Annotated in this window: 21 protein-coding genes; 13 read left to right on the top strand and 8 right to left on the bottom strand. The window is 53.1% G+C overall.

Annotation, left to right across the window (positions count from 1 at the left end):
- Positions 1-38 precede the first annotated feature (38 nt).
- Positions 39-857: an SDR family NAD(P)-dependent oxidoreductase gene (locus P8N76_01070; protein MDG2380242.1), complete on the top strand. Its 819-nt coding sequence runs from the start codon at positions 39-41 to the stop codon at positions 855-857.
- 124 nt (positions 858-981) lie between these two features.
- Complete coding sequence (gene xylA / locus P8N76_01065) at positions 982-2292, top strand: xylose isomerase (GenBank protein MDG2380241.1); 1311 nt, start codon at positions 982-984, stop codon at positions 2290-2292.
- A 62-nt stretch (positions 2293-2354) separates the two neighbouring features.
- Here the strand turns inward: xylA and P8N76_01060 are convergent, their stop codons facing one another.
- Both P8N76_01060 and P8N76_01055 read right to left on the bottom strand, forming a co-directional pair.
- Positions 2355-3026 carry an HAD family phosphatase gene (locus tag P8N76_01060; protein MDG2380240.1) on the bottom strand — a complete coding sequence of 224 codons (672 nt, stop codon included), beginning with the start codon at positions 3024-3026 and terminating at the stop codon, positions 2355-2357.
- A 1-nt stretch (position 3027) separates the two neighbouring features.
- Positions 3028-3657 (bottom strand): DUF1080 domain-containing protein, encoded by a 630-nt coding sequence (locus P8N76_01055; protein ID MDG2380239.1) that lies wholly within the window; start codon positions 3655-3657, stop codon positions 3028-3030.
- 314 nt (positions 3658-3971) lie between these two features.
- On the opposite strand from P8N76_01055, the gene ilvD reads away from it, so the two are divergent.
- The 4 genes from ilvD to P8N76_01035 all read left to right on the top strand — a co-directional run bounded on the left by ilvD (position 3972) and on the right by P8N76_01035 (position 9884).
- The gene (ilvD, locus tag P8N76_01050) at positions 3972-5651 is read left to right on the top strand and encodes a dihydroxy-acid dehydratase (protein ID MDG2380238.1); all 1680 of its coding nucleotides are present in this window, start codon (positions 3972-3974) and stop codon (positions 5649-5651) included.
- A gap of 345 nt (positions 5652-5996) precedes the next feature.
- Entirely contained in the window at positions 5997-7415 is a 1419-nt protein-coding gene (locus P8N76_01045) for a magnesium chelatase (protein ID MDG2380237.1), read from the top strand.
- Complete coding sequence (locus P8N76_01040) at positions 7405-9108, top strand: VWA domain-containing protein (GenBank protein MDG2380236.1); 1704 nt, start codon at positions 7405-7407, stop codon at positions 9106-9108. Before P8N76_01045 ends, P8N76_01040 begins: the two co-directional genes overlap by 11 nt.
- Positions 9109-9305: 197 nt before the next feature.
- Positions 9306-9884 (top strand): DUF4919 domain-containing protein, encoded by a 579-nt coding sequence (locus P8N76_01035; protein ID MDG2380235.1) that lies wholly within the window; start codon positions 9306-9308, stop codon positions 9882-9884.
- Here P8N76_01035 and P8N76_01030 read toward each other — a convergent pair.
- Together P8N76_01030 and P8N76_01025 are read right to left on the bottom strand one after the other, a co-directional pair.
- Positions 9808-10620, bottom strand: a complete 813-nt coding sequence (locus P8N76_01030; GenBank protein MDG2380234.1) for a hypothetical protein — start codon at positions 10618-10620, stop codon at positions 9808-9810. The genes P8N76_01035 and P8N76_01030 overlap by 77 nt on opposite strands.
- Positions 10621-10688: 68 nt before the next feature.
- Positions 10689-10943, bottom strand: coding sequence for a hypothetical protein (locus P8N76_01025; protein ID MDG2380233.1), 255 nt, complete (start codon positions 10941-10943; stop codon positions 10689-10691).
- A gap of 244 nt (positions 10944-11187) precedes the next feature.
- Here P8N76_01025 and P8N76_01020 point away from each other — a divergent pair, with 244 nt between their 5' ends.
- The gene (locus tag P8N76_01020) at positions 11188-13602 is read left to right on the top strand and encodes a peptidase (protein MDG2380232.1); all 2415 of its coding nucleotides are present in this window, start codon (positions 11188-11190) and stop codon (positions 13600-13602) included.
- Between the two features lie 264 nt (positions 13603-13866).
- On the opposite strand, the gene P8N76_01015 is transcribed toward P8N76_01020, so the two are convergent.
- Positions 13867-14067 (bottom strand): hypothetical protein, encoded by a 201-nt coding sequence (locus P8N76_01015; GenBank protein MDG2380231.1) that lies wholly within the window; start codon positions 14065-14067, stop codon positions 13867-13869.
- 939 nt (positions 14068-15006) lie between these two features.
- On the opposite strand from P8N76_01015, the gene P8N76_01010 reads away from it, so the two are divergent.
- The 4 genes from P8N76_01010 to P8N76_00995 all read left to right on the top strand — a co-directional run bounded on the left by P8N76_01010 (position 15007) and on the right by P8N76_00995 (position 16765).
- On the top strand, positions 15007-15285 hold the full coding sequence (locus tag P8N76_01010; protein MDG2380230.1) for a flagellar biosynthesis anti-sigma factor FlgM: 279 nt from the start codon (positions 15007-15009) through the stop codon (positions 15283-15285).
- Between the two features lie 244 nt (positions 15286-15529).
- Positions 15530-16027 carry a transcriptional repressor gene (locus P8N76_01005; GenBank protein MDG2380229.1) on the top strand — a complete coding sequence of 166 codons (498 nt, stop codon included), beginning with the start codon at positions 15530-15532 and terminating at the stop codon, positions 16025-16027.
- Between the two features lie 109 nt (positions 16028-16136).
- Positions 16137-16481, top strand: coding sequence for a hypothetical protein (locus P8N76_01000; GenBank protein MDG2380228.1), 345 nt, complete (start codon positions 16137-16139; stop codon positions 16479-16481).
- A gap of 101 nt (positions 16482-16582) precedes the next feature.
- A complete protein-coding gene (locus tag P8N76_00995; protein ID MDG2380227.1) occupies positions 16583-16765 on the top strand; it encodes a Flp family type IVb pilin in 183 nt (60 codons plus the stop codon).
- Positions 16766-16849: 84 nt separating this feature from the next.
- Here P8N76_00995 and P8N76_00990 read toward each other — a convergent pair whose 3' ends face one another.
- The 3 genes from P8N76_00990 to P8N76_00980 are packed head-to-tail and all read right to left on the bottom strand — an operon-like array spanning position 16850 to position 19439.
- Positions 16850-17956, bottom strand: a complete 1107-nt coding sequence (locus tag P8N76_00990) for a Gfo/Idh/MocA family oxidoreductase (protein ID MDG2380226.1) — start codon at positions 17954-17956, stop codon at positions 16850-16852.
- 37 nt (positions 17957-17993) lie between these two features.
- Positions 17994-19070: a Gfo/Idh/MocA family oxidoreductase gene (locus tag P8N76_00985; protein MDG2380225.1), complete on the bottom strand. Its 1077-nt coding sequence runs from the start codon at positions 19068-19070 to the stop codon at positions 17994-17996.
- 48 nt (positions 19071-19118) lie between these two features.
- Entirely contained in the window at positions 19119-19439 is a 321-nt protein-coding gene (locus P8N76_00980) for a hypothetical protein (protein ID MDG2380224.1), read from the bottom strand.
- 195 nt (positions 19440-19634) lie between these two features.
- On the opposite strand from P8N76_00980, the gene P8N76_00975 reads away from it, so the two are divergent.
- Together P8N76_00975 and P8N76_00970 are read left to right on the top strand one after the other, a co-directional pair.
- Positions 19635-22154, top strand: coding sequence for a ComEC/Rec2 family competence protein (locus P8N76_00975; protein MDG2380223.1), 2520 nt, complete (start codon positions 19635-19637; stop codon positions 22152-22154).
- Between the two features lie 647 nt (positions 22155-22801).
- A complete protein-coding gene (locus P8N76_00970; protein MDG2380222.1) occupies positions 22802-23233 on the top strand; it encodes a GlsB/YeaQ/YmgE family stress response membrane protein in 432 nt (143 codons plus the stop codon).
- The last annotated feature ends 225 nt before the right edge of the window (positions 23234-23458 follow it).

Genomic DNA, 23458 nt, shown 5'->3' with positions numbered 1-23458 from the left:
CCTCAGTTAGCCTTCACCACGGCATGGGAAGATCGAACGTGAGCCACTGGCAGGGAAAAACGGTCGTTGTGACGGGTGGATCGGCCGGTTTGGGACTGGCAATCGCAAAAGCGTTTGCCAAACGGCAGGCCAAGCTGGTATTGCTCGCACGCGACTCCGACGCACTGAAAAAGGCGAAACGGGAACTCAAATCTTATCGGGCGGAAGTCACCGTCCTGCCAACCGACATCACAGAGCAACAACAAGTGCAAGATGCGTTTGAGCAAATTCGTTGCCGGTCGAATTCGATCGATGCGTTGGTCAACGCGGCCGGATTATCTGCAAGGAAAGCCGTCCTGGACACCAGCCCCGAAGATTTCCAAACGTTGTGGAATCTGAATTTCCTCGGCACCGTTCGCTGCATTCGAGCCGTAGCAGATGATCTCGCCCAGTCGAAAGGACACCTGGTCAACATCGGCTCACTGGCAAGCAAAACCGCTTCACGTTTCCTGGGTGCCTATCCGGCAACCAAGTTCGCCATCGCAGGCTACACCCATCAATTGCGACTCGAACTGCAAGAATCGGGAGTTCACGTTTTATTGGTCTGCCCCGGTCCCATTCGACGCGATGATGCGGGCAGCCGATACGATCAGGCCGCAGCCGATCTGCCAGCTACTGCGCGTCAGCCGGGGGGGGGTGCGAGAGTCAAGGCGATTGCCCCAGCCGATTTGTCAGAGCGAATCATAAAAAGCTGTGAACAACGACGCCCTGAATTGATCGTTCCCTCTTCCGCTCGCTGGCTGTTTGCCATCGCCCAGCTCTGGCCATCCGTTGGCGACTGGATCTTGGCGCGAAAAACGAGTAGTTCCAGCGACTGACCACGAAACCTTGCCATTCCCGCCTACGAACAAGCGGGCGTGTCTTGCGTCACTCGAGAACATGTGGCACCATGTCGCCTTAGCCACTTTAACGATGAGAAGAGTAAAGATTGAGGAGTTCACGATGGCCGCATTTCCTGAAGTCGAAAAGATTCGTTACGAAGGGCCAACCAGCAAAAATCCGTTGGCATTTAAGTGGTACAACGAGAAAGAGGTCGTCGAAGGCCTGACGATGAAGGATCATATGCGATTTAGCATTGTCTATTGGCACACCTTTCGTGGAAATGGCAGCGATCCGTTTGGCGCACCGACGATGCTTCGTCCCTGGGATGATGGCAGCGATTCGGTCAAGAATGCGGTCAATCGAGCCCGAGTTGCGTTTGAATTTATCGAAAAGATCGGGGCACCCTACTACGCATTTCATGACCGTGACGTTGCCCCGGAAGGTGAAACGCTGGCGGAATCAAACCGTAACCTGGATGCCGTGGCACAGGTTCTCAAAGAAGAGCAGGCACGAACTGGCGTCAAATTACTCTGGGGTACGGCAAACATGTTCAGCCACCCAAGGTATATGCACGGCGCCTCCACCTCTTGTAATGCCGACGTCTACGCCTACGCCGCTGCACAAGTCAAGAAATGTCTGGAAGTCACCAAGGAGCTAGGCGGCGAAAACTACGTCTTCTGGGGCGGCCGTGAAGGCTACCAAAACCTGTTCAATACAAATCTCAAACGAGAGCTAGATAATCTCGGCCGATTTTTTCATATGGCTGTCGATTACGCCGACAAGATCGGCTTCAAAGGTACCTTTTTGATTGAACCAAAACCCAAAGAGCCCACCAAGCACCAATACGATTCCGACGCGGCCGCCTGCATCAATTTCTTACGAGCCTACGAACTCACGGATCGATTCAAACTAAACATCGAAACGAATCATGCCACCCTGGCCGGTCACACCATGATGCATGAATTAGATTACGCTGGCATGCAGCATTTGCTCGGATCGATTGATGCCAACACAGGAGATCTACTGCTTGGCTGGGACACCGATCAATTCCCGACCAATCTGTACCTCACAACCGAAATCATGCTGACACTATTAAAATATGGCGGGATTGCACCGGGAGGAGTGAATTTCGATGCCAAGGTACGTCGCGAGAGCTTTGAACCGATCGACCTTTTCCACGCTCATATCGGGGGCATGGACACATTCGCGCGTGGGTTAAAAGTCGCTGCAGCAATTCGCGCCGACGGAGCACTCGCGGAAGTGGTGAGAGATCGTTACGAGAACTGGGATTCTGGAATCGGAGCCGAAATCGAATCGGGCAAGCAATCGTTTGAATCGCTCGAATCGTACATGCTCGAAAAGGGTGAAATCAGCCCGAACAAAAGCGGTCGCCAGGAAATGATTGAGAATTTGATCAATCATTACATCTAAACGATGAAATTCGCTCAGCAATTCTTCAGCCATCAACGACGCGTTATCTGCACGGTCGCGCGTCAAGCGTTGAGCTCAACGCCCCGTCTGGCAAGTTCCTCGACCAATTGCTCAGCTGTGGTGAAAATCACCGCATCCAACCCAGCGGCACGGGCGCCCTCGACGTTCTCCAGTTTGTCATCCATAAAAAAGATTTCTCTCGGCTCACAATCCACAGACTCAATCGCTGCTTGATAGATCTCCGGAGCGGGCTTCATCGAGCGAACTTCGTAACTGAGTACGGTCGGGCCTTGAAACAGATCGAAGAAATCATACTTGCCATCGGTGACAAAATCCCAGTGAGCCTTGCAAGTATTCGAAAGGATCCCCAAATCATATCCGCAAATTTCAAGCTGGGTGACGACAGGAATCATCGAAGAATTCAGAGCGAACATATCGCTGGCAGCCAGTAACAAGGCTTCGTCTTCAACAACAACATCGAGCTGCCGCCGAAATCGCTCACAAAAATCTTCACTGGTCAGATCGCCTCGCTCGTACGCTAATTGCAGACCATGACTCTCAAACAAACAGTCATGGACTTGATCCTTCGACACTCCGGCTACAAGGGCCATTTGCTCACAGGCCCGCAAGTGATCAAAGGTGAGTAAAACATTGCCCAGATCAAAATAGATCGCTCGAGGCGGACGGCCCGATTTAGCCAGACGTTGAGAATTCGGTTCTGGTGGGGAACTCATGCTATGGATTCAATGGCGAGATGCGAATGTCTTTGTACCAGGCTTCTGACGGCGGTCCCCCGTGAATTTGCACCGCAATAACACCTTGGCGTGCAATCTTTCCATCGGGTTCAACGTAGTCAACCGTTTGAGTCCCATTCAGCCACATTTGAACACGTGGCCCCTCACATCGCACTACGTATTCGTTCCAGTCTCCTCGACGAACGACCTGCTTCATGTCGACCGTATCGGCCGGACCGGCCAAGGTTTTTCGACGACGTGATTCGTCATAGAGCTTGCCCCACCACATCCCCCCCACATCAGCCTGATAGCCGATCACTTCATGATGGTTGGGAATGCGGCGTGTTCGAAACTGGATCCCCGCATTGACACCGTCACCAAGTGCCTTCACCTTCAACCTCAACTCAAAGTCACCGAAAGTTTGTTTGGTGCAGAGAAATTCATTTTGCGGAATGGGCTGCTTCAGCGTTCCGGCCACAATCGCACCGTCTTGAACCCGAAACATTTCCGGATTGCCCTCCCATCCCTGCAAACTCTTTCCGTCAAACAGGGACTTTGATTCCTGACTTTTGACAGGGGTACCCAACAAACAAGTCAGGCAAATCACCAGCACCATCATTCGGCATTTCATTCGGGCTCCCTTTCGTTTGAAAAATCTCCCAACTCCTCACCTTACGCGAAAGTGCTTACCCAAGGTAAAAAGTGATGCCGTGATGATATCAGGTAACGATCGGGGACGGAAGCAATTCAAGGCAATGATTCGATTGCACGTCGATTGCACGTCGATTGCACCGTTGATTGCACCGTTGATTGCACCGTTGATTGCACCGTCGATTGCACGTCGATTGCACCGTTCGGAGAAACGGCCACTACTACCGCTCGGCTTTCAAGGGTTTTAGAATTGGGCCTTTCGATACCCTTTCGATATCCTTTGGAGCAACAACGATGAGCGGCGATCTCAACAAGTATAGTTGCCGAATCACACAGCCCAAAAGCCAAGGTGCTTCCCAAGCCATGCTGTACGGCACGGGCATGACCGAAGACGACATGCAAAAACCGCAAGTCGGAATTGCGAGCATTTGGTACGAGGGAAACACGTGCAACATGCACTTGTTGAATCTAGCGAAACGCATCAAGGAAGGGGTGACCGACGCCGGACTCGTCGGTTTTCGATTTAACACGGTTGGCGTCAGTGACGGTATTTCGATGGGCACCGACGGGATGAGCTATTCGTTGCAATCCCGCGACTTGATTGCCGATTCGATCGAAACCGTCGTTGGTGGTCAGTGGTACGATGCCTGCGTAACCGTTCCCGGCTGTGACAAGAACATGCCCGGCTGCATTATGGCTCTCGGTCGTTTGAACCGTCCTGGACTGATGGTTTACGGGGGTACAATTCGCGCTGGAATCTGGAACGAACAAAAACTGGACATCGTTTCAGCCTTCCAAAGCTATGGTGAATATCTGGCCGGCAGCATTGACGAGGAAACTCGCCAAAAAATCGTCCGTCATTCTTGCCCCGGTGCCGGAGCCTGTGGTGGCATGTACACGGCAAACACAATGGCCAGCGCGATTGAGGCCATGGGAATGTCGCTTCCTTACAGCGGTTCGATTCCTGCCGAGGACCCTGCCAAGCAAGATGAATGCCTGAGCGTTGGAAAAGTCATTCACAATTTGCTGGAAAAGGATATCAAGCCGCGAGACATCATGACTCGCGCGGCGTTCGAGAACGGGATGGTCATGATCATGGCCCTGGGAGGATCGACCAATGCGGTCCTGCATCTGATCGCCATGGCACGAGCCGTCGACGTTGAGCTTGGAATTGATGACTTTCAAGCAGTTAGCGATCGAATCCCCTTCCTCGCCGATTTGAAGCCAAGTGGCCAGTTCGTCCAGGAGGATCTACATTCGGTCGGTGGCACCCCGGGAGTCATGAAGTATTTGCTCGAAAAAGGGCTGCTCGATGGCGATTGCCTTACCGTGACTGGAAAGTCATTAGGCGACAATCTCGAACCACTGCCCGGTCTTTCCTCCAGCCAGATCATTGTCCATTCGATCGACAATCCCATCAAAACCACCGGCCATATCCAGATTCTCAAAGGCAACCTGGCGCCCGAAGGTGCAGTCGCCAAGATAACGGGGAAAGAGGGACTTAAATTTTCAGGGCGAGCCAATGTGTTTGATTCGGAAGAGCAGATGCTCGAGGCGCTCGAAAAAAATCTGATCCTTAAAGGCGACGTAGTGATCATTCGCTATGAGGGCCCCCAAGGCGGACCAGGAATGCCCGAAATGTTGACGCCCACCTCGGCCATCATGGGTGCTGGTCTTGGCAAAGATGTGGCCCTCATGACGGACGGTCGCTTTTCGGGAGGTTCTCACGGTTTTATTGTCGGGCACGTCACTCCTGAGGCTCAAGTCGGTGGGCCAATCGCGTTGGTAAAAACCGGAGATCAAGTGACCATCGATGCTGAAAACCGACGCATTGACTTCGACGTCAGTAACGAAGAAGTTCAACAGCGACGAAAAGCTTGGCAAGCTCCCAAATTGAAAGCCACGCGAGGAACCCTGTTCAAGTACATCAAAAACGTCAAATCGGCTTCTGAAGGCTGCGTTACCGACGAATAGCAGCAAGAAGCTACGTCGGCCAAGTTCAGCTTTGAGGGAGCAACAGATCGAATGTGTGCTTCGAGTGGTCGCTGCAGGGAGACCGTTCGCCAACGGGGATCGTTACTTTGCTTGTCACGCCCCGTATCCCGGATTCGGCCCGCCCACCCATCGACGTTTTTTTTACTGATGAAGCGAATTGCTCCTTTCCGATCGAAGGCGTCGCAACTTGCGGCCAATCCATGGTTGCTCGCCTGTGAAAAATCAAGATCGTCGCTGGCTTGGCCGTAGCAACGGTTGGCCAACCCGCGACACCCTCTATAATCGTTCGGTCCTTATTTCTGATGATCGCGGAGTCCTACGTTTATGTCAGTAATCAGTCAACGAGCAACCAATCTCCAAGAATTGCGTGAGAGCGGATGGCAGTCGAAATCCATCAAGCGGGAGATTTATGACAACTTCATCGATCAATTGGCAACAGGAGAAGATCTGTTTCCGGGGATTCTGGGCTACACAGACACCGTGGTGCCAGAAATCAACCTCGGACTGATCGCGAATCACGACATGTTGTTCTTGGGCGAAAAAGGGCAGGCCAAAAGTCGCCTGATGCGAAATTTGGTTCGGTTTCTCGACCCTCACATTCCCTACCTCGATATCCCCCAGGCGCCACTTCACGAAGATCCTTACTGTCCGCTCAGCCAAATTGCACGTCAATTTATCCTCGATCACGATGAAGAGTCGGTTCCGATCGCTTGGTGGGCCAGGGAAGACCGCTATGCAGAACGTCTGGCGCCGGGGACGAAGTTTGCGGACATCATCGGTGAGATTGATCCAGCCAAATTGGCGGGCGGCGCTAGTATGTCGACCGAAGAGGCGTTGCATTTTGGACTGATTCCGAGGATGCATCGAGCGATCTTTGCGATCAACGAACTCCCTGAACTCGACGAACTGGTTCAAGTGGGACTATTCAACATCCTCGAGGAACGCGACGTGCAAATTCGAGGTTACCCCGTCCGTTTTGACATTGATATCTTGATTTTGTTTTCCGCAAACCCGTCCACCTACAATCGCAGTGGAAAAGTCATTCCTCAGCTGAAAGATCGAATTGGCTCAATTATTCACACGCATTATCCGCGCGAGAGACAACTCGGCGTTCAGATCATAGAGCAAGAATCCGGAATGGATCTCGAGGGTCCCTACCCGGTGACGGTACCGTATTTCATGAAGGAAATTGTCGAGCAGATCACCATTCAAGCGAGACACTCGAAATACATCGACCAACAATCGGGAGTCAGCGCCAGATTCTCGATTGCCAACTATCGGACGATGATCGCCAGCGCTCGTCAACGGGGTGTCGTACTGGACGAACGACCAGCAGTACCGCGAATCAGTGATCTGGGGCACCTCTACTCGTCCGCTCTAGGAAAACTGGAACTCGACTTAATGGGCAGTAGCCAGATGAGCGAGCGACAAGTTCTCGATGCAGTCACGGCCGAGGCGATTCGAGTCGTCTTCGAAGAATATGTTGATCGACACGGACTGGAGGAGATTGCCGCCATCTTTTCCAAAGGCGTCCGAATTGAGGTAGGTGACATGCTGCCCTCGTCTCACTATGCGGAGATGCTGCAGCGCGTTCCTCCGGTTTGGACAAAAGCGTTCGAGGTGAACGCAGCCGAGGATACGGCCGTTCGAGCGTCTTGTGTTGAATTCGTGTTGGCAGGACTGTACGCCACCGAACGGATCTCTCGCTCCCAACACCATGGACGAATTTCCTATGAAACGTGAGCAACGGCCACTCGGCGGCGTGATCCACACCTACCAAAAGTACGATCCAAAACGGTTCCCGAGTCCGACGCAACCAGATCCCGACCTCGTCTCAAAAGCGTTTGAACATTGGCTCATGTTTGGCGGTCAAAGCGATCTGACGCCTGAGGAATTGGCGAGGGCAGTTCGACTCGATCCAAGTCAAATCCAAGGATTGGGCCCGAGCATTGACGCACTTATCGCGATGCTCTTGGAACGCAAACGCAAGATTCTCGAGACCTACGAAACGCATCAGGTCCAAACGACCGCTCGCAACAATTTTCGCGATCTAAGTCGCGAATCGAATCCGCCTAAACGGTTGAAGGGCCGATTCGACCAGGCCGTCCGAACCGAGCAACTGTACCAACTGGAACGCCTTTGGTATGCAGCCTCCGACGACCAATCACCCTTTGCACGTGATCTTGTCCAGTTGATTGAACGCTTGGGAGAACAGTACGAAATCGACGAACTCACGTCGAAGTACCAGTTCACCGGACGTCGATCGATGGATGTACCTCAAGCGATAGCCATCAAAGAGGAGTTAGCCCGAATTGACGAGTTGCTTAAGCAGCTCGAAGAGGCAAAGGAAAACGCACAAATTGGCCTGGTTGACCTGGATGCTTTGTCCGAATTCGCCGAACCGGGGGATCTCGAAAACCTGCAAGCTCTGCAACAAATGATTGAGGACTACACGCGTGAAATCGCCGAACGTCAAGGATTAGAAAAAAAGGACGGTGCCTTTCAACTGACTCCCCAGGCCTACCGCATGTTCCAAGGCCGCTTATTGGAACGCATCTTCAGCGACCTTCAAGCGGCTCGTACAGGGCGACACCAAGGCCCAATCGACGGCGAGGGAGCGGTTGAAATCCCCGCCACCAAACCTTACGAATTTGGCGACTCGCTCGCCAACATCGACATTCCTCAAACCCTCATCAATGCCATGCTGCGGGAGGGCCCTCAACTGCCGATTCAGATCAAACATGACGATATCGAGGTCCATCGCACCCGAAATACGCCAAAGTGCGCGACCGTGGTGATCATGGATATGAGTGGATCGATGCGGTACGACGGTCAGTATATCAACGTAAAACGCATGGCATTGGCACTGGACGGGCTCATTCGCCGGGAGTTCCCCGGAGATTTCCTTCAGTTCATCGAAATGTTCACGTTCGCCAAAGCCCGATCGGCTGTCGAGATCATTGATTTAATGCCCAAGCCGGTCACCCTTCATGACCCCATTGTGCAATTACGAGCCGATATGAGTCGGGATGATATTTCAGAAGGCATGATTCACCCTCACTTCACTAACATTCAGCACAGCTTACAGTTAGCCCGACGCCTCTTGGCAACTCAAGACACGCCCAATCGACAGGTCATCCTGATCACCGACGGGCTACCCACCGCACATTTTGATGACTCCTGGCTCTATATGCTCTATCCACCGGATCCACGCACCGAAGCCGCGACGATGCGTGAAGGACAACTATGTTCTCGGGAAGCGATCACCATCAATCTGTTTCTGATCCCCAGTTGGTCCCAATCAAAGGAAGATATTCGATTTGCACATCGGCTCGCTGAAAGCACGAAAGGAAGAGTGTTCTTCACAGCAGGGAAAGACCTCGATCGTTTCGTCGTCTGGGACTACGTGAAGCGAAAGCGGGAAATCATCGGCTGAACCATTCGAGGAGTTGCGATGCGCCTATCTTCGCTGTTGCTCATCAACGGCACGACAACAGCTCGTCATCGGCTCACTCACCAAAATAACGCCGATTGATTGTTGCCTCGTCCTTCTGTTGTCGTTACGATTGGTAGCAGTCGTGTGAAACAACTTGCGATCAACTCCCAATCGTTTTCTTAACCCAGCGAGTTGCTATGCGAAGTTCAACCTTCGATGAATGCTTCCTGAGTTTCGTCGAAGAACCAACCCGCGACAATTATCTCTTCGCTCGCGAACAGATCATTCAACATCCGGATTACGATCCGTACTCAAATGGGTTACGTAATCTGGAATTAGCCTTCGATGCGGGTGACTACTCCCGGGTACGCAAAAACGCTCTGGAATTGTTGCCGATCTGGAGTCTAAGCCCCCGATTCCACTATTTGGTTGGGATTTCGGCCCTAGAATCGGGTGATACAGCTTCAGCAGAACGAGAAAAGCAGCTTAGTCGCGCTTGCCTGTTGGGTCTGACGACAACAGGTGAAGGAACGGAAAAACAGCCTTTCATCGTGACTTACCTGAGTGATGAATACGATCTACTTCGTTGGATGGAAGTCGAAGCACATCAACAACAGGTCATTGATGTGGCCGACCGTCGACTGGATTTGTTACGAGATCAGCTGGGGACCGAATACTGGTTCGACGTGACAGACGTGATCAATGCCGTGATGACTGGCCATCACGCTCGGAACGAATCGGCTCAAACAACACGTCCCACCGTTCGCCAGGCGTGACCGTCACTTTTTGCCAGCGATATTCCCTGTTGGCCAACAGTCCCATCACGTCCTCGAAATATCGCCCAATCTCCGCCAGATCGCGTTTATTCCAGTCAGATTTACGTTTCTGACGCCCGCCGAGCACCAAAACGTAGTAATCTCCAGCAGCCGCCACCCGTACCGCGTACCGGCCGCGAGGATCGGTTTTGGCATAGGCCCCACCCAATAAACGAATACCGACCAATGATGGATGATCCGACGGCGGTAAACTCCCCGCTGAACTGATTCCCTGGATCGACCAACGTTCCTCCGGACGTCGATCCACGGGAACAAAGATAACGACGGCTTGCCCCAAAGCAACCACCTGCTCGTTTCCGTTCGCTTGACTCACCGTTCCCTGAATATCACACGGTCCATCAATCGGCTGCCCTCGTCCTGAATCGGTCGAATACAGCCCACCGAACCCGGCCCCCAAAACGAACGAAACAATTGAAACACCGGCGAGCAGCACGGCCTGTGAATAGACAATCGACCGACGAACGCGCAAAAATCCCCCGTCCGGTGCCATCCATGCTTGCTCATAATCGGCTTTAGGCACGGGAGGTGGTCCGTCTCGCTCCAGACGCGATGATAGGCTTGGACCAACCCCATCCAAGCTGAGATGAATGCCACAACTTGGACAGAGAATGGGTGCAGTCGTATCATTCACACCTTCAAGAGGTTGCTCACATTCGGGACAAATGAATTGAACCATGGGTTGGCTGTTCCTTGGCCGACTACTTCCATTCGCCGCGGCGGCCCCAGTGAACCCGCCACACAATACTAGGCTTGCTGATCAAAATCCGTTTTTTGCTGACTCGAACGACGCAGGTGCTCGAAGCCGAGCAGCCCCACAAGCAGAATGACATTCATCACGAGTAACATGATGCAGACCATCGCAACCCACCAGAGCACTCGCGCACCGGCCGCATCTTGAGCCACCACCGACAGGGCATAGCCCCCCATCAACACGGCAAAAGCCACGACAAGAACGGGCAAAGCAACCACCAAGAATGTCACGAAGCGCTGAGAATTCACGAAGCGTTTATCTCATCATCGGAAAATGCGGAACGATCCGATTGTGCGTGTCACCGGCGTGCATGTCAATCCTGGCCATTGACGGTAAATCGAGATAAAGCATACGGATTCAGTTGACTTTTTGTCGACTTGGCCGACAGAATGGAATGAGCGGAGCGATTCAGTGCAGCCGGTTCAAATCAGAGCCAGCCAAGCGTTCACCAATCGTTCCGCAGCCGGAACAGCTTTATCGAAGAGGTTTTTTATGATGACCGTTTGCTTGCGCTGTCATTCGAACAATCAATGGTCATGCAGGCACGTGCTCTGGACGACCATCGCATGTGGTCTTGCCTTTGCGGCCCAAGTCGGCCCAGGGTTCGCCGCCGAATTGATGGCGAAAAACGGCATGCTGCTCCGCGGAAAGCTCGGTTATCTCTCGAGCGTCGCCGAAAACCCCCTGGTCGCCAATATTTCGGCGGGAGGCGTCGATGTTAACCAAATTGTGCTGCTCGACGATGGCCTCCGTCGAACCTACCTCTCTTGGTATCAAGTCCAGGATGGCTCGCTTCGCGAAAGTGATTCAGACAATCTCGAACGAATTCGAGTTAACCAGACGGTCGCCAAAGGCCGACGCCGTGTGGGCAGCATCACATCGATTCTAGGGGTCTCTCCATTTGACAAATACGGCCATCGCACATTTTCAATCCAAACGGCCCGAGGACGTGTTGACATTGTGCAAGGCATTACGGAAATCACGCCTCTCTACACAAAACTGCAGGGCCTAGCGGGAACACCTGCAATTGAATGGGACTCTCGGATCGCGACCAGTTCGATTCCGCGTGAAACACTCAGCGAATTGCTGCGAAATGTGTCACCATCGGACGCGGACGGGCGTTTAAAAATAGTGCGACTTCTTTTCAGTGCCGAACGATACAACGATGCACGCATCGAACTGGAACAAGCGATGCGGGAGTTTCCGGAATTGCAGGAACTGCAAGAACTATTGACTCAACTTCGGCAATACAGCGCTCAAAGGTTAGTTGACGAGATAACGCTGAGAAAAAATGCCGGACAACATCAGCGGGTGCAAACCTTTCTGAATTCGTTCCCGAGCGACGGAGTTGCGACGCAGGTAATGGTCAAGGTGAGTGAATTACAGAAGGAATATGAAGAAAACGCCAGCCGTGTCGCTAGAATTCAAACCCAATTGAATGACTTAATTCGTGCCACCGAGAACAAACGCTGGCAGGGCGAGCTGGAATCCGTCCAGCGAGAATTGGCGGAAGAATTGGGAAGCAATATGCTACCGAGACTTGCCGACTTCCAACGCCTCTCAGATGATCTCAATATGCCAAACGAAAACAAACTGGCCTTATTAATCAGCGGTTGGGTGGTCGGATCCGGAGCCGCATCGCAGAATTTATCTGAGGCGTTAAGCTTAGTCCGTTCCCGAGATCTCGTGGACGAATACCTGACGACCACCACCCCTCAAGCGCGAGCCTCGATTCTCCAACGACTTGGACAGGAAGAGGGTGGAACGCCAACTCGTGTGGCAGAAATTCTAAAACTGCTCAAACCCCCACTGGTGACCGAACCCCAGCCAAATGCACCCGTTGGACACTTCAAACTCCAAACGCCAGGTTCGAACCCGGTAAAATATGAAGTTCAACTTCCCGACGAGTATTCACCGGATCGTAACTACCCAACCATCATCACACTCAACGGGGCAGGGCGAACTCCCGGCCAGCAAATCGATTGGTGGGCTGGCGCTTACAGTAAAACCCACAAAGTTCGACTCGGGCAGGCAACACGACACGGATACATTGTGATCGCTCCCCACTGGACGCACCCCAATCAGAGTCGCTACGGCTACTCCTCACGCGAACATGGTGCGGTGCTGGCAAGCCTTCGGGACGCGGCCCGGCGTTTCGCCATCGACACTGATCGGGTGTTTCTCAGCGGCCATTCAATCGGGGGAGACGCGGCCTGGGACATCGGCCTGTCACATCCCGACCTTTGGGCAGGTGTGATCCCGATCGTTGCTGTTGCCGATTACGGCAACAATTCACCAAAATACATCTCGCAATACTGGGAAAACGCCAAATATGTGCCACTCTACCTCGTTTCTGGCGAGCTGGATGGCGACAAAATGACAATGAATGGTCGCGACATCGACCGTTACATGACCCGTCCTAAATTTGACACGACGCTCGTGGAATACATTGGCCGTGGCCACGAGCATTTTTACGATGAAATCCACCGAATCTTCGACTGGATGAGACTTCACCGCCGAGATTTCTACCGTCGTGAATTCGAATGCGTTTCGATGCGGGAGAGCGATAGTTTCTTCTGGTGCCTCGAGATGTCACAGCTCCCTGAGCGATCGGTGGTGTCACCGCTCCAGTGGCCACCGCCGCGAGCCACTCGCCCCACCAATATCTCATTTCGCGTCTATACCAATAACAAGGTGGGAGTCAAAACGGGAGCAAAACAAGCGACCCTCTGGCTCGCCCCCGAATGGATCGATTTAAGCCGCCGCGTTGCCATCACATTCAACGGCAAAACACGAAATCACAACTTAAGCCCAGACATCCAAACAATGCTCGAAGACGCACGAACGCGGGTCGATCGGTTGCATCCATTCTGGGTTGAAGTCGATCTGTTTGCACGTCGAAAATAGCAGGTCCCCCAGCAGAGTCGATCGCTGACCGAAACTCGAAAGCCAAGCGACAAGCGTCGTCAATCACCGAGAGAGACCATTACGATTGATCGGAGGAGGGTGGAGTGACGATGCCACCCAAAAGTCAAAAAAGATCCCATCGGCCGCAATCAGCCGATCGGAAGAGTTGTTCAAGAACAATCATCTCTGGCAGTTCGCCGCAGGAATCTGGCAGTTCGCCGCAGGAACCAGTCACCTACTTTTGAGTCTCGGGCGACGGTCAAATTACATCTCGCGACTCCGCCAACTCCCCTCTCGCATCGACGAAGGTGTGGCAAAATCCGCCCAACGGTCCAACAGATTGTCCAAATCCTGGTCAATTTCCGCGTTGAATTGCAAAAAAGACTCCAAATCGACAGCCAGTCGGCTTCCCCCGGCTCCCTTTGATAAAACGAGTAACAAAGATTCTGGTGTTTCATGTGCCATTTAGAATGCCTCCTGAAACGCTGTGCCATCCCAAGCGGGCAACATCGACGAATCCCTCGCGCGATAGCTTTCCCTTACTAATCATCATAGTCATTACGTAGAAACCTGCGAGCAGTTCGAGGTTCACCTCCCCCAAAGTCGGTAGGTACCTGCATTCGTTAAAATCGGCTTCAAAAACAACGCGTTTTTCCCCTCGGGCAGGCCGCCAAAAATCCGTTACTTTCTTTATTGCCAGCAATAACCCGATAGCAACCCCATGCCAGTATCCCCGACGAGACGCGACCTGGCTGACATTGTGAGTCAGGACGTGATTTCCTATACTCCGGCTCACGCGCCGATCAGACGGAATGACTCACTGACCGGATGTGACGTTCAAACGGACCAGTCTTAATAGAAGGGTCCTGATGAACCAGTTGATGAACCGACACGTATCAGCATGACAAGGCGCCACGGACCACGGCGCGACGCCAGTCGTCGAAAAAAGTGCCAAATGCACAACAACAGACAGCAAACTGGTGCTAACCCGCGATCTTTTAAGAATCAACATGGAGGTTATTTCGCTTTCGATACCGCGATCCCGCAAAGTTGCTACAGTTGCCGAGAGATGCGATAACCGCACCAAGAGGCCGAGTAAAACTTTTGTCGATGCGATTCAGCAAATTGGCCGATACCGTATCCTGACTTCACTCTGGTCCTCGCGATTGTCACGTCTGACGCACGGAACGCTTTTCTTTGACACGGACCGCGACCCGACTCGAGAGCGAATTTCAAGGCTCTGAGATCGAAGCTCCTGGTTTATCGCGCTCGCGAAATGCGGATAAGCGGGATAAGAATATCGAAGCGATTTTGCTGATTCGCAACAGGTCGCAACCAAGAAACGGTCAATTCGAAACCTAAGTTCAAGCACCAGATTCACAAGCAATTTGGGGGAGAAGCGTCATGGAAATTAACGGCCCCGGTCATATTGATGGCCCACAATCGATCAAAGCGCCTCATCGGGCGAGAGCGATCGAGCCGCAAGCCACTGCTGATGATGTTCAGAATATCGACCAAGTCGATATTTCGGCAGAGGCTGATATGGTAAGCCAAGTCCACAGCGTGGCGGATATCCGTGCCGACCGAGTCACGGAAATTCGAGCGGAAATCGCGGCAGGAAGCTACGAAACCGATGAAAAACTGGATTTAGCCGTCGGAAAACTTCTCGACGAAATTGGCTAACCCAATCGATACCAATCATGTGTCGGCCGGCGCCAGGGATGGTCGTTGGCCAGACGATTCTGCCCAGCGGTTCCCAATCACGAGAACCGTCTCTTGCGGTCTTCTGGCACAAAACTAGAATTGAGCAGTAGCGATTTCACCTCGAATATCGCAAGATAGAGGTGGGGGTGCGAGGTGATCAATCTCACGATTCAGCCTACCCAACCCGATTCAACAGTGCCAATTCGGAGAAACGAGCCGGTAGATGACGCAGTTTTCACTCGGTACCGTTCAGGTTGCCCTATCGCCGATGGAACGTTTTGAAGAATACCTTCAAAGCAAAGGCAAGCGGTTTACACAACAGCGACGAAGCTTGATGGAGCACGTATTTAAGCGACACGAGCATTTCGACGCGGAAGATCTGATTGATGAATTGTCACGGATCTCAACCCCACAACGTGTCAGCCGGCCGACCGTTTATCGAACGCTTCGCGAGTTGGTCGACGCTGGCCTCCTTCGGCAAATGACACTTGGTGGGCGAGCCGTCTACGAACACGACTACGGCTACCCACAGCACGACCACCTCCTCTGTCAAAAGTGCAACAAGCTGATCGAATTTCGCAGCGAAGAATTCAAGGAACTTCGCGAACGAGTGGCTCGCGAGCACGGATTTCGAGTGACCGGGCACCGTCTGATCATTTCGGGGATTTGCCAGGAATGTGGCCGCCAACGTCGTCGCAAGCGGCCTCAGGACCTGATCTAGCGCAGGCAGCATGGTTGCCTTTTGGCATCAAACCAACGTTTACGACTCGATCGGCTCAAGATTAGAATCCGCGAATTGCTTTTTCTTGGGCATTTCACGGAGACATCCGATGTCGTCGACTCTGATCGCCGTAATTGTCATCATCGCAACAGTTGGCATGCTTGCAGGCTACCAACTTGGCTTTTCCGCTGGGAAGCGTTCTGGCTTTGATAAGGGGCATCGCGACGGAAAAAAAGAAGGCTCGGTCAAGGCTTACGCAGTCGGTTACGATCGGGGACGGCACGACCGAGAAGTCAAGAAAAAAGACGAAGAGAGCCAAGCGCGATCAACATTTGGCTTCGCACGACTCGGCTGCAGTGTTTTCTTCTGCCTGTTCCTGTTGCCGGTCGTGGCCCTAGTTGTGCGGATCATAGGAATCAAAATGGAGCTACTCGGGAATTTCCCAGCTCACTAGTCTCGATTTCGCGCATCGATCGGCGACGGATACTAGAATTTTTACAGAGGCTCAGAACGAAGGTCTTTCAATCACATCATCCCATCACTGAATACGCAAACATGATTCGCAAGCTCCTAAACCTTTGTCGCGATGAAGATGCTGCGACGGCGGTCGAGTATGCTGTGTTACTGGCCCTCATTTTGATGGCTATCATTGCGGCAATCGGCGTCGTAGGCGGAGAGACGGGCGGTCTTTGGGGTGGAATTGACTCCAAACTCGAAGACAACGGCTTCGGTAACTAATCCCTGAAGACAACCCAGTTGGGAAACCCACAACTCAATGTGGGTTTTTTTTTGCGCTAGCGATTGGCTCAGATAGCGATTGGCTCAGATGCAGCGTACCTCTCCGGGTCGCACCGCCTCACCCCGATCTGCACTCGCCAAAGCAGCAAAGCAAAGTTCCAAGCTTTTGAGTACCGACCGTGCCGAATTTTCAGGCTCACGATCTTGCTCGATCGCCAACAGCAACTCACCCATGGTGCCCTGAAAACCATTTTCGAACCAGCAACCTGCCAACTGAATCGGGGAGTACCCCGCTTCTGTCCAAAGTTGCACGCGCTGCTCATTCAAGCTTGGACCTGTCGCTCGCAGGGTCCCTGCTTGCCCAACGATGGTGGTCTGATCTTCCTGCCCCCAAACAACGTGAGCATTAAGACCGAGATGGACTTGGGCCGTAGGAAAGTCGACAACGGCTTGTGCCAAGAAAGGAGGTTTGACTTGCTGGTAATCGGCGTGCCTGACCGTTGCAAAGATACGTTCGGGTTCTTGTCCTTCCATCAGGACCGTCGCAATGTCGAACCAGTGAATGGCGAAATCGTAGAGTAACAGATGGTGTATTTCCTCAAACGTCGTCCCGGCGGTCCAGGTATGATCCCACTGCATCGCGAAGTCGATTGACGAGACCGTTCCCACCACGCCATGCCGAACCGCTAACGTCAAGTAACGAAAATGCGGCGCCCAACGCCCATTCTGATTGACCGCTAATTTAACTCCCTGCTGCTCGGCTAACTCGACCAAACGCTCTCCATCGTCGAGATCTTCGACAAACGGCTTCTGACTGAGAACGTGCTTCCTGGCTTTTAAAGCAGCATCCAGAATCGGGACACGTTCGATCGGATGCGTTGTTATGTCGACGACTTCAATTTCATCGATCGCCAAAACACGACGATAATCATCAGTCACCATTGCGTCTGGATAGAACGCATCGCGTCGAGCAATCGCCCGGGATTCGTCCAGGTCGCAAATCGCAACGACGTCCAAGCCCATAACTTGGTAGGCACGGAGATGATATTCGCTGATCCCTCCGGCACCAATCAAGCCAATTTTCGGCCGATAGTCCGTCGGCATCGTCGGTAGATAGTCCAGTTCAGGGCCACGAACAGCCTCAGCGTCAGGAACGTGACTCAGACCATACGAAGAATCTTCTGACCCCATCTGGAACCGCCTTCTGAATCGACTTTCCGGTGATCACTCAAGCGTTCAGTAGCTTGAGCGTGCGTCCGTGTTCGGCGCTTTGAAACGCCGTATCAACGATCTGCTGTCCAATACGAGAAACGTCGGCTGATAGCGGGCCAGCAATCGCTGATTCTCGCTCGAGGCAATGAAGAAAATACTCAACTGGATTCGAAAATGGTGCGACCAAAGCCTCCGCAGAAACATCTTCTCCTGCTGGATTCGCTCGCGTTTGCAGACGAACCTGCGACTCCATGTCGTAACTACTGATTGTTCCCTCGCTACCCTTGACCACAAATCCACACTTGGGTTGAGGCTGATGCGTCCAGGGATCCGTAAATGTCCCCCATCGCGTTTCAAACTTGGATAAGCCATGCTCGTATCGGGCAATCGTGATGCTGTGCTCGTCGACCTCAAGACCGGCAGAGCGGTCCGTCATACAGGTTACTTCCAAAGGCTTGCGATTCCCTTGAAACCACGTACCCAAAGTGGTTCCGTACCCCAGATAGTCCAGAAGTGAACCTCCTCCAGACTGGTGTTTGTAAAACCAGCTCGCATCTTTTTCAGCCGCAGAAGGCTCGTGTTCAATCTTGTCCGCTCCGTGCCACAAGGGGCCTCGATTGCCATCGTAATAATGCACCTCCTGTACATCACCGATTCGATCTTCGGTAATCAACCGATGACACGTGACGTGGGAAGCATACCATCGCAGGGGCCAATTGATCGCCAATTGTCGCCCTGTCGATCGCATCGCTTCCACAATCCGATCGGCGTCCGCAATCGAAGCGGCAAAGGGCTTTTCAAGCAGCACGTGCACTTGATGGGGTGCCACCCGCTCAACCCATTCGGCATGGTCTGCCGTCGCGGGACAAAGAATCACAAGATCCGGTCGAGTCGTCTCCAAACAAGCATCCACATCGGTAAAGACTTGATCTTTGCCAATATCGAAGTTGCGAATTGCATCGCCCATTCGATCCAATTGCTGGTCACACACACCAACAATCTCAGCTTGCGGGTGGTCGAACACCATCCGCAACAAATCCCCCATGTGAAAGTGATCAAAGTTGACGCCGGCAACTTTCCAAATTCGATTCATCGACATGCTGCGAATCTCTCGGACGGTTGCGGCGGTCCTTGTGAAGAATCACTCCTGCGGCTGATGGAGAGGCTCACCATTCGACTCCTTAACAATATTCCCCTGGGGATCCATGACCCCCACTTTCGTTCCCTTCGCTAAACGTAAAGCCTCGCGAACTCCGTCCTTATTGGTTAAAGCGACGTAAGTTCGACCCTCGGTCGTTGCCAGCTGCGCAATCCTCGACTCCACGGTAGCTGTCGTCTCAACCTCAATCACCACGTCATCAATTTGGATATCGTGGCCATCGCCAGAATTGTAACTCGCACCCAAGAGCTGAGCGATACGGTTAGCGGTGGCCGTGTGCGCTTTGTTTTCACCATTCGACATTTTTTGCCTCTCGAAACTTTTCTATCTGTCCTAAGTTAAGTGTCGAGGTTAGTCTCTCCCCGTCAAGAACTCTTTCAAACATCTAAGACGATGAAACCTTGATATTTGTTCCCATGAGTCAGCTTGCAAATTGTTCCATCCATCGATGAAAATCCAAAAGCACGGCGCAAATCACCTTCTTTTTAGGGTGCTGTCATGCCGAACGGATGGATCTCGCCGTTTTTCTCCCGCCCCAGTTGCTGGGTCGTTGTGCTTTTCACCTTCAGCGGGGGAATCTTAGCCGACTATTGCCTCGAAATCGCGTGTGAATGGAGTTGGTCGATTGGATTGCTGAGTTTGATGGGTGGCTGGGGCAGCTGCCGATCCCCGAAAATGTTCACTGGGTTAATCCTGCTAGCAATCGCCTGTTGCGGAGCAGGCTGGCATCATCTGTATTGGAATTTTTACGACACTCGGGATATTTCCCGATATGCGACTGGCAACCTAGTCGCGACAGGAATTCCCATCTCCGTCCGCGCAACAGTAGAAAATAGTCCCGTTTTTTTTCTGCCAGACGACCCGATCGCGATGACTCGCACCCAATTCCGAGTCCGCGCCCACGCGATCACCGGCCCCCCCCAACAGCTCCTCTCAGGAACCCAATTAGTGACCGTACTCGGACAATTGACGGGCATTCGAGCGGGCGACGATGTGCAAATCACCGGTAGACTACGTGCAATCCCCTCGCCAAAGAATCCGGGTGAACGTGATCGCGCAAGACACTTTCGAGCCCAGAGACAACTGAGCCAACTCGAAGTACCTCATCCAGAATGTGTCGTCCTGATCCGTCATGCTCCCGGCTTTCGACACTGGCTGGCACATTTCCGAGGATGGTGTTCCTGGACGCTTCGGCAGTATCTGCCCCACGAGACAGCCCCAACCGCGAGTGCCTTACTGCTGGGGCAACGAGGCTCGTTAACCACCCACCAGCGGGACAGCTTTTTCCGTACCGGGACGATGCACCTGCTCGTCGTCTCTGGCCTCCACGTCGGTATCGTCGCTTCATTGATTCTGTTTGCGAGCCGAGTCGGGTTGTTGCCCGGACGGCATCACGTCGTCTACACCATGGTTTTGGTCGCATGCTACGCAGTTCTTGCGGAGGCAAGACCTCCGGTGCTGAGGGCCTGCTTGCTCATTCAAATCGTCTGCTTCGGATGGCTGAACTACCGTCGAATCGCTCCCTTCAATAGCTTGTCCGTTGCCGCCCTGGTGATCCTACTCCGAAACCCTTGTGAACTGTTCCAAATCGGCACACAACTCTCATTCTTAGCGGTTACCGCGCTCTCCATCGCAGGAAAAAGCTGGTTCAACGGCCCCCCTCAAGATCCGCTGGATCGTTTGATCTGGAGACGTCGTTCGATGGGCTGGAAGCTAGGAAGAAGAGTCACAACGGGAGTGGCAAGCATGCTGCTCGCCAGCACGATGGTTTGGCTGGTAACCCTCCCGCTCGTTGCAAAAAACTTTCATATCTTCTGCCCAATTTCAATCCTACTAAGCGTTGTCTTATGGCTACCAATTGCAATTAGTTTGTACTCTGCCTTGGGCGTTTTGATTTTGCACGTGCTCTTTCCGCCGCTGGCAGTCGTCAGCGGATCACTGTGCGGATGGCAGCTCCAACTGTTGCTGGGCATCGTGGCAAAAGCAGACGAGTGGCCCTGCAGTCACTACTGGCTGGCGGGCCCGGGCATTTCTTGGATTTGTTTATTTTACTCGGCTTTGATGGTACTTATCTGCCACCCCACGGCACGGAATTCCCGGCGTGCTTGGCTACTGTTTGGGACCTTTTTTCTGATCGTCTTTGTGGCTGAAGCAAAGTTGACAAACGGTCGAAAGAGGGAGCAATTGCGGTGCACCATCATCTCAGTCGGCCACGGCAGCTGTGTTCTCCTTGAATTCCCCGATGGAACAAATACGCTCTATGATGCCGGCAAACTCGGGGCCTCAAAAACTGGAATCGATATCGTCTCGCGCCTCCTTTGGTCGCGAGGCATCAGCAGAATCGACTCGGTGATCGTCTCGCATGCAGACCTTGATCACTACAATTTAGTTCCAGAAATCATCGATCGTTTTGCCGTGCGGGCGATTTACACCAGCCCCCATGCGCACCGACGTCGCCCGGCTCTGCATCGCTTGCATCTCGCAGCAGCCCAACATGGCGTCGAATGGAACGAGATCCAGGAGGGCGATCTGTTTCTACATGAAAACTGCCGAGTCAAAGTACTGCATCCACCCCCAGTGAATACCGAGCCAAACCATCAGCAGGAAGGGGAGCGGGTGATTACTGACAATGAAATGAGTATTGTGCTGCAAATCGATTACTGCCAGCGTACCATTCTCTTACCAGGTGACATTGAGAAGAGCGGCCTCGAACGTCTACTGAATCGATACTTGGTCGACGTCGACGTCCTGCTGTCACCTCACCATGGCAGCCAAAATAGCAGCCCCGATCGGTTCGCCGATTGGTGCGTCCCCGAATGGATCATCATCAGCAGCGGAAATCCTGCTTCCTACCACAGCCACCAATCAATCTCCGAACGACTTGGCTGCCAAATTTTCCATACGGCTATTCATGGCGCCATCGAAATCACAGCAGACGCGGACCGGCTGCGCGTCTGCGGTTTTTTGTCGCCCACCGCAAGACCGCCTGAGACGTCAGACTTTGGCATACCGCCATAATTGCGCGCCTCAACAAACACTCTTCGTCTAGATCATTCTGACGGCCCATGAAGTGCTTGACGATTTCAACACGGCCGATAAGGTCAGGAATAGAGGAAGGATCGCAACAAGCCCAGCTCATAACGGATGCGCGTTGTCACGACCGAAGGGCAAAGTTTGATGAGCCTGTATGAGATTCTAACCGTCATCTCCTGCATTACGTCCACGTTGACGATGATCATCGTCGCAATCGCTATCCTTCCGCACTTAAAGACGGGCCTAGCCGTAGTCAGAGACGCCGTGCTGTGGGCTTCCCTCGTTCTCATGCTGGCACTCGTCGGTTGGCTGGGGCTGCGTCAATTCGCAAGTGATCGGGCCGAATCCAAGGCGGAAACGGCTGGCGTGAGCAGGCTGCAGGGTCCAGCGCCCCCCTCATCGTCCAGCTCCTCCCCACTGAACTCCGCGGGCAGCAGGCCGAAACCACAGTCACCACCCTGACAACCTGCGCAGTCAAGCCAAAATAAGACGAATATACAGGCTGCTCAACTCAAGTCGTTTTTGCCCACCCGTCGATAATCTCTGAGGCAAGAAGTCCGCATGGGCGACGAGAAAGGTTTTCGCCAAACCACTTCGCCCATTTGAAACGACTCAATACCGGAGCAAATTCCATGGACCCAATCTTCTCAGAAGAAGTCCAAGCTGGATTCGAATTACTGCTGATCTGGATCGGCTTTGGCACCTGTGTCGGACTGTTGGCGAAAGCGTTGATGCCTGGCCGAGATCCAGGAGGAACCCTAGCCACGCTGATGATGGGAATCACAGGCGTGATTATCGGCTGTGGCGTCTATTCCCTTATCACCGAAGCCAAGGTGTCCCCCATTACCTCCGTCGGGCTAGTCTGCGGTACCTTGGGAGCTCTGACAATTCTGGTCTTTTACCGATTGTTGGGCGGCTTTCTTATTGATGAAGCCGGCAGTTCAATCCACCGCCGTCGAGCTCGCTACGAAGATTATCCACGGCGAAGGCGAATCGGGCGGCGGCGACGCCGCGAGTACTCTGGCCAGGAAACGGGCTACGACCCTCACTATGATTCTGAATAGCGTGGATTCTGAATCGGGTGTAGCACGCGGCGGTGCTCGAGGCGATCCGCAAGCCATTTTCGATTCGTGTGGTTTTTCTGAGCGAAAAAACAGGGCCACTGCAGGCGCACCGCGCCTCAACAGCTCATCGGAGTGCGATGATCGACCATTAGGCGGCGGGAAAGGCGGGTAAGGCCAGCAAGTTACTGCAGATTCAACCCGACTGCAGACCGTTCCAGCATGCTG

The sequence above is a fragment of the Pirellulaceae bacterium genome, assembly GCA_029243025.1.
Lineage (GTDB): Bacteria > Planctomycetota > Planctomycetia > Pirellulales > Pirellulaceae.
This window is presented reverse-complemented; position numbering and strand designations above follow the sequence as displayed.

Excerpts from the sequence above, each read along its gene's own strand:
- xylA (MDG2380241.1), top strand. The coding sequence starts at position 982 with ATGGCCGCATTTCCTGAAGTCGAAAAGATTCGTTACGAAGGGCCAACC.
- P8N76_01060 (MDG2380240.1), bottom strand. The coding sequence starts at position 3,026 with ATGAGTTCCCCACCAGAACCGAATTCTCAACGTCTGGCTAAATCGGGC.
- P8N76_01055 (MDG2380239.1), bottom strand. The coding sequence starts at position 3,657 with ATGAAATGCCGAATGATGGTGCTGGTGATTTGCCTGACTTGTTTGTTG.
- ilvD (MDG2380238.1), top strand. The coding sequence starts at position 3,972 with ATGAGCGGCGATCTCAACAAGTATAGTTGCCGAATCACACAGCCCAAA.
- P8N76_01045 (MDG2380237.1), top strand. The coding sequence starts at position 5,997 with ATGTCAGTAATCAGTCAACGAGCAACCAATCTCCAAGAATTGCGTGAG.
- P8N76_01040 (MDG2380236.1), top strand. The coding sequence starts at position 7,405 with ATGAAACGTGAGCAACGGCCACTCGGCGGCGTGATCCACACCTACCAA.
- P8N76_01035 (MDG2380235.1), top strand. The coding sequence starts at position 9,306 with ATGCGAAGTTCAACCTTCGATGAATGCTTCCTGAGTTTCGTCGAAGAA.
- P8N76_01030 (MDG2380234.1), bottom strand. The coding sequence starts at position 10,620 with ATGGTTCAATTCATTTGTCCCGAATGTGAGCAACCTCTTGAAGGTGTG.
- P8N76_01020 (MDG2380232.1), top strand. The coding sequence starts at position 11,188 with ATGATGACCGTTTGCTTGCGCTGTCATTCGAACAATCAATGGTCATGC.
- P8N76_01015 (MDG2380231.1), bottom strand. The coding sequence starts at position 14,067 with ATGGCACATGAAACACCAGAATCTTTGTTACTCGTTTTATCAAAGGGA.
- P8N76_01010 (MDG2380230.1), top strand. The coding sequence starts at position 15,007 with ATGGAAATTAACGGCCCCGGTCATATTGATGGCCCACAATCGATCAAA.
- P8N76_01005 (MDG2380229.1), top strand. The coding sequence starts at position 15,530 with ATGACGCAGTTTTCACTCGGTACCGTTCAGGTTGCCCTATCGCCGATG.
- P8N76_01000 (MDG2380228.1), top strand. The coding sequence starts at position 16,137 with ATGTCGTCGACTCTGATCGCCGTAATTGTCATCATCGCAACAGTTGGC.
- P8N76_00995 (MDG2380227.1), top strand. The coding sequence starts at position 16,583 with ATGATTCGCAAGCTCCTAAACCTTTGTCGCGATGAAGATGCTGCGACG.
- P8N76_00990 (MDG2380226.1), bottom strand. The coding sequence starts at position 17,956 with ATGGGGTCAGAAGATTCTTCGTATGGTCTGAGTCACGTTCCTGACGCT.
- P8N76_00985 (MDG2380225.1), bottom strand. The coding sequence starts at position 19,070 with ATGAATCGAATTTGGAAAGTTGCCGGCGTCAACTTTGATCACTTTCAC.
- P8N76_00980 (MDG2380224.1), bottom strand. The coding sequence starts at position 19,439 with ATGTCGAATGGTGAAAACAAAGCGCACACGGCCACCGCTAACCGTATC.
- P8N76_00975 (MDG2380223.1), top strand. The coding sequence starts at position 19,635 with ATGCCGAACGGATGGATCTCGCCGTTTTTCTCCCGCCCCAGTTGCTGG.
- P8N76_00970 (MDG2380222.1), top strand. The coding sequence starts at position 22,802 with ATGGACCCAATCTTCTCAGAAGAAGTCCAAGCTGGATTCGAATTACTG.